Origin of the sequence: Streptococcus milleri, assembly GCF_900636525.1 — a bacterium.
Taxonomy (GTDB): Bacteria; Bacillota; Bacilli; order Lactobacillales; family Streptococcaceae; genus Streptococcus; species Streptococcus hominis.
Window position 1 is genome coordinate 1,159,116 of the sequence record NZ_LR134288.1, and the last position, 16,796, is coordinate 1,175,911.

Sequence of the window (16,796 nt, forward strand, 5' to 3'; positions counted from 1 at the left end):
TCTTTCCTCCTCTCTTTTTTACTTTATATATACATATATTATACCCTAAATATTCTTGTATTTGATGTTAATTTTGCTTTCCCTTTTCGCTTCATATAGCTCTCAATATTAAACACATTCTTCTTATCATAATCTTCAAGTAGCTTATAATTCTTGTGCTTTGTAATATCGTATTTATCTGAAAGAAAGGGTCTGACACCTCTAAGCTGAAAGATACATTTACCACCGTCCATTACAGTAATCTCATCTTGACTCATCAGTTCCTTACCAGTCTTTTGGTAATTAAGTCCAAAGCTCTTTTGATTTGACCTTGTTTCCGACGTGTTATATAAATCTATCGTTTCTTTTCCCAGTGTTTCAGATAATTCTTTTAGCGTAGTTTTCTCCTTGCCACCAAGAAACAAGGTACTATCACAGTTACCTACGATTGTATCAGCGTTATCCTTATAGATTGCCTTTAGCTGAGATTGGGCTTGAAGTATGATACTTGCTGAAATCTCTCTTGAACGAATTGTTGCAATTAACTTCTCAAACTTAGGTATTAAACCGATGTTTGCAAATTCATCAAGCAAGCATCTCACATGGACAGGTAATCGTCCGCCATATACATCATCTGCCTTATCACATAAGAGATTAAAAAGTTGTGAGTACATAATGGATACTACAAAGTTAAAGGTATCATCAGTATCAGAGATAATAACAAAGAGTGCCGTTTTTCTATCTCCGAGTGTATCAAGCTCAAGTTCATCTTCACTCATCAAGTCCCTAAGTTCCCTAATATCAAATGGAGCAAGCCTTGCACCACAGCTAATAAGAATAGATTTTGCCGTTTTTCCAGCAGCCAATTTGTACTTTTTATATTGCTTCACCGCAAAGTGTGTCGGTTCTTTCTTTTCCAATGCTTCAAAGAGTCTATCAATCGGATTCATGTAGGTTTCATCATCTTCTCTTACCTCTGAAGCGTCTATCATATCAAGTAGTGTTGCAAAGTTCTTTTCTTCTCTTGGAGCTTCATAGAAGATGTAGCCGATAAGGGCTGTATAGTAGAGCTTTTCAGCTTTGACCCAAAAATCTTCACCTGCTTTTTCGCCCTCTCCTTTCGTATTTGCTATGATTGTCTGCACCAATTTCAGAATGTCTTTCTCAGAACGAATATATGCAAAAGGATTGTATTTCATGGACTTTTTGAAGTTAATGGTATTTAAGATTTTAATCTCATAGCCATTATCCTCAAGCATCTTGCCGCACTCAAGGACTATCGTTCCTTTCGGATCGGTTACGCAATAGCTACTGTGCATCTGCATTAAGTTAGGTTTGACATAAAATCGAGTTTTTCCACTTCCTGAACCACCGATAACAAGCACATTTTTATTTCTCGCATACTTTGGATTAGATGGTCTACCATTCATTGTTAATCGCTCAGTTTGAGTAAGCAAAATATTATTTTGAAACTTTTCATCCATATATGGCTCTATATCTTTTTTAGTTCCCCAGGAAGCGTTTTGTCAAGTACCTTTTTATATTTATGGACGCTTGTCCTATACGGAATTTTAACTTTTAGGGAAAGAAAAACAGTAAACCTTTTTTGATTTACTGTTTTCGTGTTAGCTTTTATTAAATTGTTAGTTTAGCAAGCTGAAAATATCCTACTTGCAATACTCTTTTATTTTATAAGCATATTCAGTCAAAAGATTCTTTGAATAAATTTTTTCATTTCTTGAATTTCTAACTTCTTTCCAAAGAATGGAAGCTACTTTTAATTTATTTGAATAGTTGCAACTATTTTCATCTGCGCAGAAATCCTTTAAAAATTGATTCCATTGACAAACCGAATTGTCATACTTGGCATAATCCGATTTTCCATAATAAACTTTCAGCATATCTTGAATTGTAAAACTCAAATCATTTTCGCTTTTTACTTTTCTCCAAGCAGTAGCCATATCAGCAGTAAATTTAAATGGTGAAACATCTGTTAAAATTGAGAAATATTCTCTAAATTGTGTGTTAAAGGAGAACCCACATTCAAGTAATGGCATATCCAAGGTAATAGTTTCCATTTTTTTCTTTTCATTTTTTATTGATGACTTTTTAATCAAATTACCCTTAAAATACTGCTCAATAATATAATTGAGTTCTTGTTTTATACCTCTATATTCTAATCCTAATGACTTGCATATCTGTGAAAGTTCTTCACGATACCAATAGTAATTACTAAATTCATCAAACGATGTAATTTTATCAAACTTAGGTCTACTTTCTATCAATATTTTATCTCCTCAAAACCAATTTGCTTTTTCATCTCTAAATAAGGGTGTTTCACTCTCTTTATAAGGATTGTAGTTATTGCAATTACAGCCAAACTCTTTTAATGCTTTTATCTTATTATCGACTGTCCAAACAATCAAAGAAATACCGTCGAATTCTTCAACTTTCCCCTCATTCATTTTATTTTTGAAGTGCCATTCTACAATAGTTTGATTATCCTTATGAAAAAATTGCTTTATATCCCATTCAAGCACTATTCCTCTTGTATTCCACTCGTTAAACCAGTGCTTTACTGTTTGACGGTTTTCATACTTAGGACACCAACTCTCAATATAAATTACATCATCAGAAAAAATTTCATCTATCCCTAAGTCTTGTTGTGTAAGCCACATATCAAACCATAAACGAATGATTTTCTCTCTTTCATTCATAAATTTAAGCTCCTCCAAAATCAAATAACTATCTATAATTATACCATTTTTCCGATTGATTTTATAGGTCTAACTCATTCCTCTTTACCTGTGATAGTTGCTTTTTTTGTTCCTGTAACTGCTCTATACAGGTCTTAACTTTTTCTGCTTGTTCTACTTCTTCTCGTATCCCTAATATTTGATTGTATAAGCTCTTTTTCTCTTTCTTCAAATTGGCAACTTCTGATTCCCATTTACTGATGGCTAAGGTCTTACTTTCCCCTAAATGCTCTTTCAGATATTTCTTGGCACTTTCAAATAAAATAAGCTCCGCCGTATGCTCGCTATAAAAATCTTCCTGTTTACTTTTCTTTAATTTTGCATAGACTTTGTAGGTGTCTTTATTCTTCAAATATTTTTCTGATTGGTCTATGAGTTGTATTCTATCATCAATCTTTTTCTCGCTATCTTTTAAGGCTCTTGTGGTCTTATAATTCTTATCTCGTAAATCGGTAATGCTATCTTTTAATTGATTGATACTTGTAATGTTTTTCTCTTTGAGTAGCTGATAACTTTCAATATATTTCTCTAAGTCTGCATTATTCTTATCTGCGTTTTTACGGATAAGATTTTCCAAAACTGATAACAGATTTTCTTTGGTTGGGAGGGTAGACTTTATATTTTCATTTTCTACTTTTTCTTCTTTTCCTATTCCTCTTATCCAACTTAACAAGGCTTTTATTCTTCTTGAGATTTCTCTTAAAATCATATTTTGATGTTTGATTTCTCTATTGATATTTCCTCTGTCTGTGGCTATGCCTTTCTTCTCCATTTGGGTTGCTGACACTCCTAAATGAATGGTCGGTATTTGTTCTATGCCTTGTCTTTGATAAGAGCGATGATCCACTTTGTCCTGTATGCTGTTTTCTTTAAGATATTTGTTTGTAATGTCTGCCCATGCTTTTCGCCATTCTTCTGCTTTATCTTGCTCATTCCAATCGGTTATATTTATCTTTCTTGTTTTGTAATTGCCATTTTTGAGTTTTACTTTTTCTCCGTTTTCATCAAGGATACATTCCTTTTTTGATTTTGCTCCCCATGTCTTATCTTCGTTTAGTGGTCGCATGGTTAGTAGGATATGACAATGTGGGTTTCCATCATTTTTATCATGTAAGACAATATCGGCACACATACCGACTTTTACAAAGTTTTCTTTTACATATTCTCTAATAAGTTCTATTTGTTTTTCTCTATCCAATTCTTTAGGCAATGCAACTTCAATTTCTCTTGCAAGTTGGGAATTTTTACTCTTTTCTATTTTCTCAACACTGTTCCACAATGTCCCTCTATCTAAAAATTCCTGTGGTGCATTTTCTGGTAAAAGAATTTCTGTATGAGCTATTCCGCCTTTTCTTGTAAAGTCATGGACTATGCCGTCATACTCGTTTTTTATCTTTTCGCCACTTCGATAGGCAGAAGCTGCAACTGCACTTTTGCCCTTGCCTCTTGAAATAATCTTTATGCTAAGATGATATATCGCCATAAGAAAAAACCTCCTTTCCATTTTTCGATATGGTTATGGTGGCGATAGATAAGACTTCCTAAAAAAATCGGATAGCTTTTTATCAGATTTCTTTTGGGAAGTACACAAGGGGTAGGAAATTTATTTCTGTAGGGGAGTGTAGCTCCCCTGTATCAGCGTTAGCTGATATGCCCTCTGCAAGAGCCTTCGGAGAACGCACGCACCCTTTAGGGTGTATAAGTGCGCCCTTGTAAACAAGGGACTATTACTCTATCTCCGTTTCTTCATCTTCTTTTTCTGCATTCTCTACTTCTGTTTCTTCTCTGCTTTCTATAATTTTTTGTATTTTGAGATTTGCTTCTTCCTTACGAATTAAAGATGTAATCAACTGATAAAATTCATCTTTGGTTAGATTTTTACTTTCTATAAAGATACTTTCAAAGACTGCTCCTTTTTCATATATCCTTTTATCTCTCTTTTTTCTTTCTTCCTGTTTCTGTTGACTGATGAGTTTTTTTCTTTTATTTTGTAACTGCTTGATTTCTTCATCTGCCATTAAGATTTTTTCTTCAATGTTTTTCATTTTCTCGTTTCCTCTCTTTCTATTTTTAGCAAATAAAAAAACAGTAAACCTTTTTTGATTTACTGTTTTTATACTATTTTTTATTTAATTGATATTACTAAAAATAGGAATTTTACGTGCTTGAGTAGATATTATATTTTCAGTCAATGCTTCATTCTTCATAACACAATCAAATATCTAATATCTCAACAATTTCTCCATTGTGCTGTTTCAATTCAATCTTCCGAATTATTTCTTCTCCCAAATATTTAATAAAATCGCTTAATTCTGATGAAACTTCAAATATAATGTTGTGTTTACTATCATCCTCCGGATTAAATGTTGAATTATAATTTCTTTCGCTTGACCAATAATTCCAATTTACATCTGTTCTTTCGTAATAAACATAATTCTGTTTTTTTGTAACATATACCCTTTTGTTAATCAATACCTTTTCATCTTCAGATTTAAAAATATCAGAATATAATTTTAAGCCCTCAAATTGCTTATATTCTTTAATTTTATTATTTGAAACATTAAGCTTTATTTCTTTATAATCCATAATCTTTTCTCCTTAAACTTGTTGCCTATACAGAAAAATATTATACCGCTTTGATTTACCGTTCATTTTTTCTTTTTAGTTTTTATTGCCGGTAATTCTTTATACATAGAATTGAATAACCCTGTTAAATATTCTTTGTTGTCAACATCATCTACCAATAGCATTTCCTTTGCTCCATCATATGGTAACTCATACTTTGCATTTGGCATATATGCTATTGCAGATTTAACAGGCTTCACTAAAAACCTATCATCATAAATTCCACCAACAATTTTTCCGCGATAATAAACAATATATTCGCCCATCATTGATCTATATGTTATTTCTTCCAACTCGGATAGTTGTTCTAAAATGAAATCTAAATATTTTTACTTGAAGCCATTTTTCTATCTCCCTTAATTACTAAAATTTCAATAGTCCATTTTCATCAAACTTGAAATTTGGACCCCATGCAACTTCCCAATAATATCCATCTAAATCCGAAAAATATGCGTGATATCCACCCCAAAAGGTATCTTGCGGTTCTTTTACAATGGTTCCACCAATATTGCGTACTAAGTCAATTACACTATTAACATCTTCTTTATGTTCAACATTGTAAGCTAATGTAATTCCGAAAAATCCATTTCTTTTTGGCGGATTATTTTCATCAATGTCTTTTGCTAATTGTTCCAAAGGAAATAGTTCGAACTTTGTTCCCGGAGTATCAAAAAAACATACCGCCGGATTATTTTCTTTGCAATCAGTCTTATATCCTAAACCATCTCTATAAAACTTGATTGACTTTTCCATATCTTTAACACCTAAACAAATACAAGTAATTTTGTTCATTGTTACCTCCTTAATTCGTTATTTCTCTCTTAATAGTTATTGATATTATAGCATTTTTTAGGTATTTTTTCTACTGCCAGATTTCCCTACTCACTACTATTTGCCCTTTGAATATATTACTTTGAACAGCTTATCTTGAAATGTCTCTTTACTCTTTTTATCAAAATATATCTCTGTTACAAAGGTTTTTCCATTTATCTTTTTTGTTAGAATACCGTCAGGCTTTAGGTGGAGTGCTTGTTGTTCTGCCTGTATTTCTTTAATATCTGTTTTCTCATTTTCTGCCATTTAGTTCCTCCTTTCGACTTGCACAAAAAAAGATTTCCTGTAATTAGGAAACCTCTTTTGCGATTGGTTGATATTTAGTTTTAGGTTGTTGCCTGTAATTTCTTTTTTGCTCGATATTCTCTTGCTTTTAATTTCTCATACTCTCGACATTTTTCGATGTTTTTGGCTCGATACTCTTTAGAATATGCCCTATGATAAGCTCGTGATTTTTCTCTCTTTGCTTCTTCGATTTCTTCCCTCATCTGTATCATTTCTTGTTCTGTCGGCTCTATCTGTTTTGTAAGTTCATTTTCAAATTTTCCGATATAGTTAAAATAAACCTCTATTCGCTGAACAACATATTTTGCTCTTTTTACATCTCTGTCATGCACTACGATTTTACTGATAAACTCATTGATAATGGTTGGGGTAAGTTCTTCAAAGTTGGAATAGCTTTCTGCAAGTCTGATAAATTTCTTTGCTCTTTGATTTGCATTTTCGCATTCGGATAAGCGTTCTTTGATTTCTTCTTTTTCTGCTTTTAAGGTGTAGTATTCTTCTGCATACTTTCTTGATAACTGTTCATAGCGTTCTGTATCCATATTTCCAAGTGCATTATCTTCATAGAGCTTATTCATCACTCTTTCTATCTGTTCCATTCGGTCTGTGATTTGGGGCATACGCTTTTGATTTTTCTTGACTTCCTCGGTCTGCTCTTTATACAGACTTTCTTTTACAAGTTTTTCAAACTCTGCTTTATTTTCCAAAGAATACTGTGCTATCTTTCGTAAGACTTCTGCGATGTTTTCCATAACTTCATCTACATCAATACGATGTGGGGAGTTGCATTTAGGGTGCTTTGCTTTTCCTTTGGCATATTCACTACAATAGGTTACATGCTGTACTTTTCCGTTTTTGTGTATGGTGCGAATGTGCATTTTTGTTCCGCAATCTTTACAGTACATCAGTCCTGATAATGCGTGAATTTCTCCATCTCCGTTTGGTCTTTTTACAGGTGCGTTTTTTAACATACGCTCTACATTTTCAAAGGTAGTTCTATCTATTATCGGCTCATGGACATTTTCTGTTATTTGCCATTTGCTTTTATTTACATAATGGTTTCTCTTATCTCTGTAATGCTTTTCGGTCTTGAAGTTGACTACATCGCCACAATACTCTTGTCTTTTCAGTATGCGTGTTATGGTTGCTTTGTTCCAGTTATAGCGATTTTCTTCATTGAGAGGTTTGCTTTTGGCTGTTCCTCTGTTTTGCTGTTTCATATAAAAGGTTGGGGTTAGTATTTCTTTTTCTTTCAGATAAACGGCTATCTGATTTCTGTTTTTTCCCTCCATAAATAGCCTAAAAATGAGTTTTACGACTTCAGCAGCTTCTTTATCGACTATCCAATAATCTTTATCCTCAGGGTCTTTTATATAACCGTATGGGGCTTCTGTTGCGACAGGCTTTCCGTCTGCTCCTTTGGTCTTAATTCCTGTTTTTACTTTCTTGCTGATGTCTCTTGCATACCACTCTGACATGATGTTGATAAATGGGGCAAATTCCAATGTGTTTTGGTCAATGCTATCTATGCCGTTGTTGATGGCGATAAAGCGTACATTGTTTCTTCTAAATATCTCCATCGCATTACCGACTTGAAGATAATCTCTTCCCCACCTTGTCATATCTTTCATGATGACAATTCCGATTTTACCTTGTTCTACATCGCTTATCATCTGTGTATAGGCTGAACGGTCAAAGAACCTACCGCTTTCATCATCGTCGATATAGTGGCGAATGTTTATCAGCTTTTTTTCTCTTGCATATCTTTCTAAAAATGCTTTTTGATTGACAATACTATTACTCTCGCCACCGTCTCTATCTTCATCACCAACTGAAAGGCGGGAGTATAGTGCTGTGATTTTGTTATGATATTCTATCATGGCATTATCCTCCTTTTCTCGTGTCTATATATCACTCCTGTTCAGTTAATATTATGCAACCCATCTTGCCGATCCATACTCTTTTCCCTGCCTAAACTTTTTAGCGTTTTTCCCTTTTGTATAGACAATGAATTTGATTAAAGCAGCCACTCCTATACCTATTAAAATATCCGCCGGATGAATACTAGGAAGAAAGCTCATTGTGTTAAGCTCCAATATTCCCTGAAATATTTTATCTATCACATCTCCTCCAACATAGCTTCTTACATGATGGGAAAAGATGTTTCCTAAATAGAAAATGCAAGATAGGGAATGTTTTCCTTTGCAAATTTCGCCTTATCCTGCACCTTAAATAAGCCTTTTATTTCCTTTAATATCTTATCTATCATAGGCTCTGCTCCTTTTGTTTATTCTTGACTTTATCCTTTGAAACAGAGTTCTTTGCCATTTCTTTGAACTTCTCAATATTCTTATGAATGGACTCCTTCCTTTCCGTTTTCTTTTCTGATTCTGAAAGGGCATGCTTAAATGCTTTGTCCATAACCTTCATATCTTTAGCTTGAAAGAATACTGAGTATTTCCCACTTTCCTTATCTTTCATTACTGAAAACTTTACCCCATACCGATTAAGTTCTTTTTTCAGTTCCTTAAGCTCTGCTTCTTCAACCGGGATTTCTTCAAGCTGACCTTTCTTTACCATATCCTTGAGCTTTACTTCATTGCCTTTGCTACTAACGAGCTTTTCAAGTCCTCCGAGTTTCTCTGCCTCTTTCATCAGTTTCTTTAATAAGTTCAGAATTAGTTTTCCTGTTACTTTAGCAGCTCTAACTTCCATATTCAGTGTTTTTCTTGCTATTTCTTCATTGATCAACTTCTCTCACCTCCATTCAGCAGTCTGTCCTTATTTCGATTCAGTTTGTCCTTTTGAATAACCTTTCTAAAATCTTCTCCTACAACCATAACAGGAATACACATCTCTATAATTCGTGAATAAATCCTCTGATACTCCACACTTTCTGTACAATTTACAATTGTGTCGTAGGAAAGGTTAGTGGTAAAGATAGTCGGTTTCTGTTTTAAGTACCTGTTATTCACGATGTTATATACTTGCTCTTTGGCATAGCTTGTATCTCTTTCTATTCCTAAGTCATCCAAGATAAGAACGGAAGTCTTTACAAGGGATTCAATATATGCGTTCTTGTCAAAATCAAATCCTCCCTTTTGCAGCTCATTGATAATCTGTGCAAAATTTCTTATTTTAACGCCTATTTGATACTGTTCAATAAGGCTATTTGCAATGGAGCAGGCAAGATAGGTCTTTCCGCTACCTACTGAGCCATAAAAAAGAAGTCCGATATTTTCTTTTTTCATTTCCTCATAGTCTTTTACAAAGTTCTTTGCAATGATAAGGCTTTGATTTTCTTCTCCCTGATAATTTTCAAATGTGTATGACCACTGAATAATCGAGTTAAAGCAGCTACTCTTTAATCGTTCAATCTCCATCTGCTTTTGTCTTTCTTTTTCTCTTGCCTCTCTATCTCTATCGCATTTGCAAGAAATCTTAAATATCATCTTGTTATCAAAAAACTCCATCACTTTTCCGTCTTTTCTTTCATGGCAAACTTTACAAAATGCGTGTCCGTCCTTGATATATTCTTTTTCAGGATCGTAAGAATACTCTACATCTTCTATCATTACTTTTTCTAATTCTTTCATCATAGGTGTTCTCCTTTATCATATTCTTCCCATGTCGGGATATTTGATGTTTTCACTTCTTTACTTCTTCCCTGATCTTTATAAAACCAAGAAAGGATTGTCGCTTTATGGTCTTTATAGGTCTTTCCGGTGCTTTTGATATATGCTGATAGTCTTTCAATGTAATTATCAAGCTGTGAGTTCATTATGATTTGTAAGTCTGATATATCTTCAGCAGTTAAAAACACATTTTGAAATGTTCCAAGCCCGTTTTCGCTAAAACTATATTCTCTCTTACTATACTTACTCTTATTATTCTCTATATAGTTAGAGTCAAGATTTTGAACTTCCTGAAGTTCATTTTCTTTACTTCTGAGGTTAAAATCTTTTACTTCTGAAGTTAAGTTTTTTGACTTCTGAAAGTCATTTTCTTTTACCGCTAATATGCTCATAAAGTCTTTAACATATATGACATTCGGCTTACCAAGCCCAAGCCTTACTCTTTCAATCAGTCCGATTCCTTTTTTCATATCGAGTTCATCTAATGTTTTTATAGCTGTCGGCTTTGAGATATTTCTTCTTCTCATAATTTCTTCGACTGTGAAATAGATAAATACTCTGCCTTCCTTGTCCACCCAATTATTCTTAAATGACATTCCTGTTCGTTTCAAAAGCATAGAATAAAGGATAATTGCTTCAGCAGACAGTCCCTTAAATTCTTCTCCGTCTACCAATATTTCAGGTACTTTTAGAAAGTTAAATCTTTCTACTTCTCTGTTATAGAAATAGTCAAAGTCCATTGCACTACCTCCCTTCTATCAAAATTTTGAAAAGAAAAAGACGATAGTTTTTCTCTATCGCCTTTAGTAACCTTTTTTATGAATTTATTTATATTGATTTTATTGCTTCGTTTATGCCTTTAAGGAAGGCTATAACTGTTGCCCCAACCATAGGTATTCCGTAAGGACTAACTAAAAATCCGATAATCAATGCCTCTATTCCAATGGTAACTTCTTTTTGTAAAAAAGATGCTATTGCTCCAAATATGCAAAACATCATCAGCAAATACAGTAAGGCTGTTCCGATACCAAGCAGGAATGTCAGAAATGCAGTAAGAACACTAAGCAGCAAGCTGATTGGAAATAAGATTATTTTTATTATCCACCTTATCATTTATTCGTCCTCACTTTCAAAATTATTCTTTGTATCTCCACACACCATATCAATACAAACATAAACATCAATATAATTTTTCAGGACTTTTTTTCGTCCTCCATCGCCATCTTCATTAAAGACATAATGCTTGTAAAACTGCTTAAAATGCAGGATTTTTACTATTTCACTCTTTGTATCAACGCTATGCACTCCACATGATGTGTCATTGGAAATAAATCCACGGGCTGAACTTTTGTGAGTTTATAGCCTAGTTCTTGATAGAGCTTGATGTCACGCGCCATAGTGGCTACATTACAAGATATATAGATGATTTTCTTTGGATTCATGCTGACACTTGATTTGATAAAACTTTCAGTCAAGCCTTTACGTGGCGGATCAACCATGATGACACTAGGTTTTATACCTTGATTTAGCCATTTTTTGATAGCATTCTCTGCTGAATCACAAACATAATGGGCATTGCTAATACTGTTTAGCTCAGCATTCTTTTTGCTATTTTCAACTGCTTGAGGGATAACCTCCACGCCATAGACTTCTTTGATGTGTTTCGCAACTGACAATCCAATGGTGCCAATTCCCGAATAGGCATCCACTACAATATCCTCTGTACTCAACTCAGCGAAATCAATCGCCGTTTGATACAGTTTCTCTGCCATCTCTGTATTGACTTGGTAAAATGCTGGGGCAGCAATTTGAAAGTCATTATCCAGCATGCGGTCAGTAATATAATCTTGTCCATACAGTACATGAAATTCCTTCCCAAAAATCGCATTACTTGGCCGGTCGTTAATATTTTGCATGATAGATTTAATATTCGGAAATCGCACAACTAACTGTTCAATTAACTGATTTACACGGAAAATCTTGGGACGAGTTGTCACTAAAATAACCATTATTTCACCAGAGTAATGTCCACGACGAACCACAATATTACGAATCAGACCAGATTGCTCTTTCTCATCGTAAGGTTTCAGGTCAAAACGACGCAGCAAATCCCGCACTGCCAAAACGACTTGGTCAATGACTGAATCCTGAATATAAAAATCCTCAATTGGCATTAAATCGTGCGAATTTTTTCGGAAAAATCCCGTTTCTAGCTGTCCATTGACACGGCGAACAGGAACCTGCGCTTTGTTTCGATAATGTAGTGGGTGCCCCATACCAAGGGTTGGTGCCACTTCGATATCTGCAATTCCAGCAATCTTGTAAAGACTATCTCTAACTTTCTTGGTTTTAAATTTCAATTGCTCACTATATTTTAGATGCCCAAGGTCAGCAATACCTGTCCTCAGATAAGCCACATCAACATCTTCGTTTCGATAAGGGGATTTCGTCAGATAGGCTTCTACCTTGCCAAAACCAATTTTTTTATTGACTTTCAGTATGCGCATACGGATACGTTCCGTAGGCAGAGCATTCTCTACAAAGAAAACCAGCCCCTCTGCCTTAGCTACTCCTGCACCGTCATGGCTCAAATCCACAATTTCAACTTCTATCACATCATTCTTTTTTAACATATATTTCTCTTTCTATCAGCTCTGCCATTTCCCAAAAAAAGAAAGCGACAGAATCATCACTTTCTATTCTATCATTTATCTGAGTCCAAGTTGTACCAATTTTTCTTTATAGGCTTCAAAATCAACTAACAGTCCTTGACCGCCATACATATCATAGGCATCTATCCAATCTCCATTTTCAGGAATGGTCACCTTTTCAACACCATTACGAGCATTAGTAAGAGAAGACAAGCCGTGCGTTAGTAAAAAACTATACGGAACGTTGGTCGAGGTTAAAGCAAATACTTTGCCAAGCGCTTCAGAGCCTGTAAAAAGCTTCGTTGGGTCTTTGATTTGCTGAATAATCGCGCTCATCACCTCTTGCTGGCGACGTGTACGTCCAAAATCTCCCTCATCATCCTTACGGAAACGCGCATAATTTAAAAGCGTACGACCGTCCATTCGCTGTTTGCCAACCTTAATCGTCTGCTCTGGAACCACGCCGTCTTTCATATTGAGGTCGTCCGGCACCTGTACTTCACTCACTTTTTCACCATTGATAGTTGAAAAATTCGCATTCATTTCAACACCATTTGGGAAAAGAGTATCGATAGCTGTCGCAAAGGTCGAAAAGTCAACCAACGCATAATACTTAATGTCAATATCAAAATTGTCTTTCAGCACTTGACGTACTAATTCAGCGCCTTGATTGTTATTTTGCTCTCCAATGGCATATGCTACATTTAACTTTTGATCATAACCAGAACCTTGACTCACTCCATCAATGTGAACGAGCGTGTCTCTCATGAAACTGACGAGTTTCATTTTTTTATTTTTTCCACCGACATTTAAGACCATAATCGAATCTGTCCGCGTTTCAGAAGAAGATTGTCCAATTCGTCCATCTGTTCCCAAAATGAGAATATTCACACCGTCTTTGGTATCTTTTCCATTAAAGACTTCTGTTTGGGCAGCTTTGGCATTTGGATTGCTTTTTGAAGTGTTCAAGCCTTTTATAAACATGAACAACATGCCCCCTACAATGAGAACCAAAATTAAAGCAAGCCAAGCTAGAATCCGCTTCACACGTATTTTTCTATGCCGTTTTTCCTTTTTAGGCTTGGGTATATTTTCTACAACACTTTCAGCCACATTAGTTGGTATGTGCTCTGATTTAGCTCGTTTATTACGGCGACTTCTCTCTGGATATTGAGGGAGTCCCTGTTCGGTGTAACCAAAATTCTCAGGTACTTGTTGGTCAGAAAAGGTCCCTCTCGATTCACGAGCTAACTCTACTCTTTGGTCTCCTTCTTGCTTTCTCAGAAGATATTGATATTCTTTTTTCTCGCGTTCATTTAAATAATGGATATTTTTGTAAAGATAGTCCAGTCTCAACTGCTCATGGTGGCTGAGATTATCTGATTTTTTACCCATGATTGCTCCAATCTACTGTTCTGAAATAGTATAAATGGTATAATTTCCTAAAATTTTATAAGTAATGCCAATCGCTTCTAACTCTTTCATCGCAAATGACACTAAATCCTTTTTTTCATTATTGATGTCCAGAATGAAAAAATATTCTCCCAAAGCGGTCTTCAACGGGCGACTTTCAATCTTTGTCAAGTCAATTCCCCGCCAAGCAAAAGTTGCAAGAGCTTTGTATAAAGCACCGGGCAAATTGTCTGGCAAAGTCAAAGCAAGCGTTATTTTCTTTTCCTTCGGATACAATGGCAAAACCGGAATCGACTGTCCCAGCAACCAAAAACGGGTGAAATTCTCAGCCATTTCTTGAATATTCTCTGCAATAATCTGCAGACCGTATTCACTAGCTGCACTCCTTGGCGCAATGGCTGCATAATTTTCTTCTGGATGCTGAGCCACAAAACGAGCCGCATAAGCTGTGCTAGCTGTTATTTCGATTTTAGCTTGTGGATAATGTTGGCGAACATATTTTTTCCCCTGCGCAATTGCCTGCGGATGAGAAAAGATTTTTTCTACTGGCTTATCAGCTGCCGTTGCCAATAATTGTTGTTTGATTGGCTGGACGATTTCTGCCACAGCATGAATGGCTGCTTGATGAAAAAGGTAGTCCAATGTTTCATGAACGCTTCCTTCAATTGAATTTTCAACTGGCACTACAGAATAATCCACTTCGCCTGTCTCGTAGGCTTTGACAACTTCCGTGATATTTTCAAAAGCCACCAATGTATCTGTTGGAAATGCTTCTTGCGCCACATGATGAGAAAAAGAACCTTTCGGACCTAAAAATCCAACTTTCATTGCAACACCTCCACGATTTGTTTAGGCGTCAAAGTGGTCACATCAATAATTTTTGTAGCCACTTCTTCATACCAAGCCTGACGTTGATCGAAAAGATTTTTCAAATCAGCTTTGCTATTGTTCAAATAAAGTGGGCGCTGGTGAGCCTGATCCTCTTCAAGACGCTGATAAAGCGTTTCAAAATCTGTTTTTAAATAAATATTTTCAGCGTTCTGCTTTAACAACTCGCGATTTTGAGCATTACTGATGATGCCACCACCGGTTGAGATGACTTGTTCTGACTGTAGCAATTCTTTTAATAATTCACTTTCTTTTTGCCGAAAAGCTGCTTCGCCATACTGCTCAAAATATTCTTTAATCGGCATTTCCAGTTTCTCTGACAAAAGCTCATCCATATCGATAAAATTTTCATCTAGCAAGCTAGCAATCGTTGTTTTCCCAGCCCCCATGAAACCAATCAAAATCTTAGCCATGAAGTAAGTCCTCCAAATCAGCAAAGAAATTGGGATAGCTCGTATTGATAGCTTCGGCGCGCACCAACTCGACTTGACCGTCGTTCACCAAAAGAGCTGCAATAGCCGTCATCATGCCAATTCGGTGGTCACCAAATGTATGAACTTTAGCACCGTGAAGAGACGTTTTCCCTTTGATAATCATGCCGTCTTCTGTCGGAGTAATATCAGCCCCCATGCTATTTAGTGCATCTGCCACAACTTGGATACGGTCTGTTTCTTTTACTTTTAGTTCCTCTGCATCACGAATCACCGTTTGCCCCTTAGATTGAGTAGCCAGAAGTGCAATGATTGGCAATTCATCAATTAAACGTGGAATAATTTCTCCGCCAATTTCTGTGCCAACTAATTCAGACGTCTCTATCGTTATGGTAGCGGACTTAGCAACTCTGTCTATATTGGACAAGTTTATATTTCCACCCATAGCCTTGACAACATCCAAAATGCCAGTCCGTGTTTCATTGATACCAACATTTTCCAAAATAATCTTAGAATTGGGAATGATAAGTCCTGCTACTATCCAGAAAGCCGCACCAGAAATATCTCCTGGCACCAGCACATTCTGTCCAGTAAACTCTTGGCCGCCTTGAATGCGGATTTCCTTTCCATTGACAGAAATCTGACCGCCAAATTGTTTAATCATATCTTCTGTATGATTGCGGGTCATTTCTTTTTCCACAATGACAGACTCGCCTTGAGCTTGTAAAGCCGCAAATATCAAAGCAGATTTAACCTGAGCAGATGCCACAGGCAAGGTATAATGAATGGGCTGTAAGTTCTTATTCCCATGAATGGTGAGCGGCGGCAAATCACGATTGGTTCGTCCAGCGATTTGCACCCCCATTTGACGAAGAGGAATCGTTATGCGATCCATAGGACGTTTAGATAAACTATCATCGCCAAACATTTCCACCGCAAAATCTTGCCCAGCTAATACACCTGAAATCAAGCGAATGGAGGTTCCAGAATTTCCCATATTCAGTTTGTTTGTCGGCGCTTGAAAACCAGCAAAACCCACTCCATGAATCGTTACTACATTGCCGTCATCTTCAATTTGAACACCTAAATCACGAAAAACTTTCATGGTGGATAAGACGTCTTCACCACGCAAAATATCGTGAACCGTTGTCACTCCCTTGGCCAAACTACCAAACATAATCGATCGATGACTAATAGACTTATCACCTGGCACACGAATGCAACCAGCTAACCCCTTTGCATTTGTACGTAACTGCATAGAAAACCTCATACCTGATTCTTTTTACATATTGTACCATA

At 35.8% G+C, this 16,796-nt stretch carries 18 protein-coding genes and 3 pseudogenes; all 21 read right to left on the reverse strand.

The features are described 5' to 3' along the window. Positions 1 to 38: 38 nt before the first annotated feature. Positions 39 to 1,502: pseudogene (locus EL087_RS05650) on the reverse strand (VirD4-like conjugal transfer protein, CD1115 family); the annotation flags it as partial. Positions 1,503 to 1,646: 144 nt separating this feature from the next. Then, positions 1,647 to 2,264 (reverse strand): SAP domain-containing protein, encoded by a 618-nt coding sequence (locus EL087_RS05655; protein WP_126407363.1) that lies wholly within the window; start codon positions 2,262 to 2,264, stop codon positions 1,647 to 1,649. A gap of 12 nt (positions 2,265 to 2,276) precedes the next feature. Next, a complete protein-coding gene (locus EL087_RS05660; protein WP_126407365.1) occupies positions 2,277 to 2,696 on the reverse strand; it encodes a nuclear transport factor 2 family protein in 420 nt (139 codons plus the stop codon). A 61-nt stretch (positions 2,697 to 2,757) separates the two neighbouring features. Further along, positions 2,758 to 4,218: a MobQ family relaxase gene (gene mobQ, locus EL087_RS05665; protein WP_126407367.1), complete on the reverse strand. Its 1,461-nt coding sequence runs from the start codon at positions 4,216 to 4,218 to the stop codon at positions 2,758 to 2,760. 244 nt (positions 4,219 to 4,462) lie between these two features. After that, on the reverse strand, positions 4,463 to 4,780 hold the full coding sequence (locus EL087_RS05670) for a DUF3847 domain-containing protein (protein ID WP_004804145.1): 318 nt from the start codon (positions 4,778 to 4,780) through the stop codon (positions 4,463 to 4,465). A 169-nt stretch (positions 4,781 to 4,949) separates the two neighbouring features. Continuing rightward, complete coding sequence (locus EL087_RS05675) at positions 4,950 to 5,321, reverse strand: EXLDI protein (protein WP_126407369.1); 372 nt, start codon at positions 5,319 to 5,321, stop codon at positions 4,950 to 4,952. 62 nt (positions 5,322 to 5,383) lie between these two features. After that, a pseudogene (locus tag EL087_RS05680) lies at positions 5,384 to 5,703 on the reverse strand (TfoX/Sxy family protein). A gap of 20 nt (positions 5,704 to 5,723) precedes the next feature. After that, entirely contained in the window at positions 5,724 to 6,152 is a 429-nt protein-coding gene (locus EL087_RS05685; protein ID WP_005541856.1) for a VOC family protein, read from the reverse strand. Between the two features lie 96 nt (positions 6,153 to 6,248). After that, positions 6,249 to 6,440 carry a transposon-encoded TnpW family protein gene (locus EL087_RS05690; RefSeq protein ID WP_005541858.1) on the reverse strand — a complete coding sequence of 64 codons (192 nt, stop codon included), beginning with the start codon at positions 6,438 to 6,440 and terminating at the stop codon, positions 6,249 to 6,251. A gap of 80 nt (positions 6,441 to 6,520) precedes the next feature. Further along, positions 6,521 to 8,359: a recombinase family protein gene (locus EL087_RS05695; protein ID WP_126407373.1), complete on the reverse strand. Its 1,839-nt coding sequence runs from the start codon at positions 8,357 to 8,359 to the stop codon at positions 6,521 to 6,523. A 60-nt stretch (positions 8,360 to 8,419) separates the two neighbouring features. After that, a pseudogene (locus EL087_RS05700) lies at positions 8,420 to 8,748 on the reverse strand (type IV secretory system conjugative DNA transfer family protein); the annotation flags it as partial. Beyond that, positions 8,745 to 9,230, reverse strand: a complete 486-nt coding sequence (locus EL087_RS05705; RefSeq protein WP_126407375.1) for a PcfB family protein — start codon at positions 9,228 to 9,230, stop codon at positions 8,745 to 8,747. The pseudogene EL087_RS05700 and the gene EL087_RS05705, both read right to left, overlap by 4 nt. Beyond that, positions 9,227 to 10,078, reverse strand: coding sequence for an ATP-binding protein (locus EL087_RS05710; protein WP_126407377.1), 852 nt, complete (start codon positions 10,076 to 10,078; stop codon positions 9,227 to 9,229). The genes EL087_RS05705 and EL087_RS05710 overlap by 4 nt, the downstream gene beginning before the upstream one ends. Further along, positions 10,075 to 10,854, reverse strand: coding sequence for a replication initiator protein A (locus tag EL087_RS05715; RefSeq protein WP_126407379.1), 780 nt, complete (start codon positions 10,852 to 10,854; stop codon positions 10,075 to 10,077). Before EL087_RS05715 ends, EL087_RS05710 begins: the two co-directional genes overlap by 4 nt. An 88-nt stretch (positions 10,855 to 10,942) precedes the next feature. Next, positions 10,943 to 11,224, reverse strand: a complete 282-nt coding sequence (locus EL087_RS05720; protein WP_197716131.1) for a CD1845 family protein — start codon at positions 11,222 to 11,224, stop codon at positions 10,943 to 10,945. Positions 11,225 to 11,227: 3 nt separating this feature from the next. Then, positions 11,228 to 11,419 carry a hypothetical protein gene (locus EL087_RS09480; protein ID WP_026624728.1) on the reverse strand — a complete coding sequence of 64 codons (192 nt, stop codon included), beginning with the start codon at positions 11,417 to 11,419 and terminating at the stop codon, positions 11,228 to 11,230. After that, positions 11,389 to 12,747, reverse strand: coding sequence for a 23S rRNA (uracil(1939)-C(5))-methyltransferase RlmD (gene rlmD / locus EL087_RS05730; RefSeq protein WP_126407381.1), 1,359 nt, complete (start codon positions 12,745 to 12,747; stop codon positions 11,389 to 11,391). Before rlmD ends, EL087_RS09480 begins: the two co-directional genes overlap by 31 nt. Before the next feature lie 75 nt (positions 12,748 to 12,822). Continuing rightward, entirely contained in the window at positions 12,823 to 14,160 is a 1,338-nt protein-coding gene (locus EL087_RS05735; protein ID WP_126407384.1) for an LCP family protein, read from the reverse strand. 12 nt (positions 14,161 to 14,172) lie between these two features. Beyond that, the gene (pheA, locus tag EL087_RS05740; protein WP_126407386.1) at positions 14,173 to 15,006 is read right to left on the reverse strand and encodes a prephenate dehydratase; all 834 of its coding nucleotides are present in this window, start codon (positions 15,004 to 15,006) and stop codon (positions 14,173 to 14,175) included. Further along, positions 15,003 to 15,479, reverse strand: a complete 477-nt coding sequence (locus tag EL087_RS05745; protein ID WP_003043064.1) for a shikimate kinase — start codon at positions 15,477 to 15,479, stop codon at positions 15,003 to 15,005. The genes pheA and EL087_RS05745 overlap by 4 nt, the downstream gene beginning before the upstream one ends. Then, positions 15,472 to 16,755, reverse strand: coding sequence for a 3-phosphoshikimate 1-carboxyvinyltransferase (gene aroA, locus EL087_RS05750; RefSeq protein WP_126407389.1), 1,284 nt, complete (start codon positions 16,753 to 16,755; stop codon positions 15,472 to 15,474). Before aroA ends, EL087_RS05745 begins: the two co-directional genes overlap by 8 nt. Between the last annotated feature and the right edge of the window lie 41 nt (positions 16,756 to 16,796).

Excerpts from the sequence above, each read along its gene's own strand:
- EL087_RS05660 (WP_126407365.1), bottom strand. The coding sequence starts at position 2,696 with ATGAATGAAAGAGAGAAAATCATTCGTTTATGGTTTGATATGTGGCTT.
- mobQ (WP_126407367.1), bottom strand. The coding sequence starts at position 4,218 with ATGGCGATATATCATCTTAGCATAAAGATTATTTCAAGAGGCAAGGGC.
- EL087_RS05670 (WP_004804145.1), bottom strand. The coding sequence starts at position 4,780 with ATGAAAAACATTGAAGAAAAAATCTTAATGGCAGATGAAGAAATCAAG.
- EL087_RS05675 (WP_126407369.1), bottom strand. The coding sequence starts at position 5,321 with ATGGATTATAAAGAAATAAAGCTTAATGTTTCAAATAATAAAATTAAA.
- EL087_RS05685 (WP_005541856.1), bottom strand. The coding sequence starts at position 6,152 with ATGAACAAAATTACTTGTATTTGTTTAGGTGTTAAAGATATGGAAAAG.
- EL087_RS05690 (WP_005541858.1), bottom strand. The coding sequence starts at position 6,440 with ATGGCAGAAAATGAGAAAACAGATATTAAAGAAATACAGGCAGAACAA.
- EL087_RS05695 (WP_126407373.1), bottom strand. The coding sequence starts at position 8,359 with ATGATAGAATATCATAACAAAATCACAGCACTATACTCCCGCCTTTCA.
- EL087_RS05710 (WP_126407377.1), bottom strand. The coding sequence starts at position 10,078 with ATGATGAAAGAATTAGAAAAAGTAATGATAGAAGATGTAGAGTATTCT.
- EL087_RS05715 (WP_126407379.1), bottom strand. The coding sequence starts at position 10,854 with ATGGACTTTGACTATTTCTATAACAGAGAAGTAGAAAGATTTAACTTT.
- rlmD (WP_126407381.1), bottom strand. The coding sequence starts at position 12,747 with ATGTTAAAAAAGAATGATGTGATAGAAGTTGAAATTGTGGATTTGAGC.
- EL087_RS05735 (WP_126407384.1), bottom strand. The coding sequence starts at position 14,160 with ATGGGTAAAAAATCAGATAATCTCAGCCACCATGAGCAGTTGAGACTG.
- pheA (WP_126407386.1), bottom strand. The coding sequence starts at position 15,006 with ATGAAAGTTGGATTTTTAGGTCCGAAAGGTTCTTTTTCTCATCATGTG.
- EL087_RS05745 (WP_003043064.1), bottom strand. The coding sequence starts at position 15,479 with ATGGCTAAGATTTTGATTGGTTTCATGGGGGCTGGGAAAACAACGATT.
- aroA (WP_126407389.1), bottom strand. The coding sequence starts at position 16,755 with ATGCAGTTACGTACAAATGCAAAGGGGTTAGCTGGTTGCATTCGTGTG.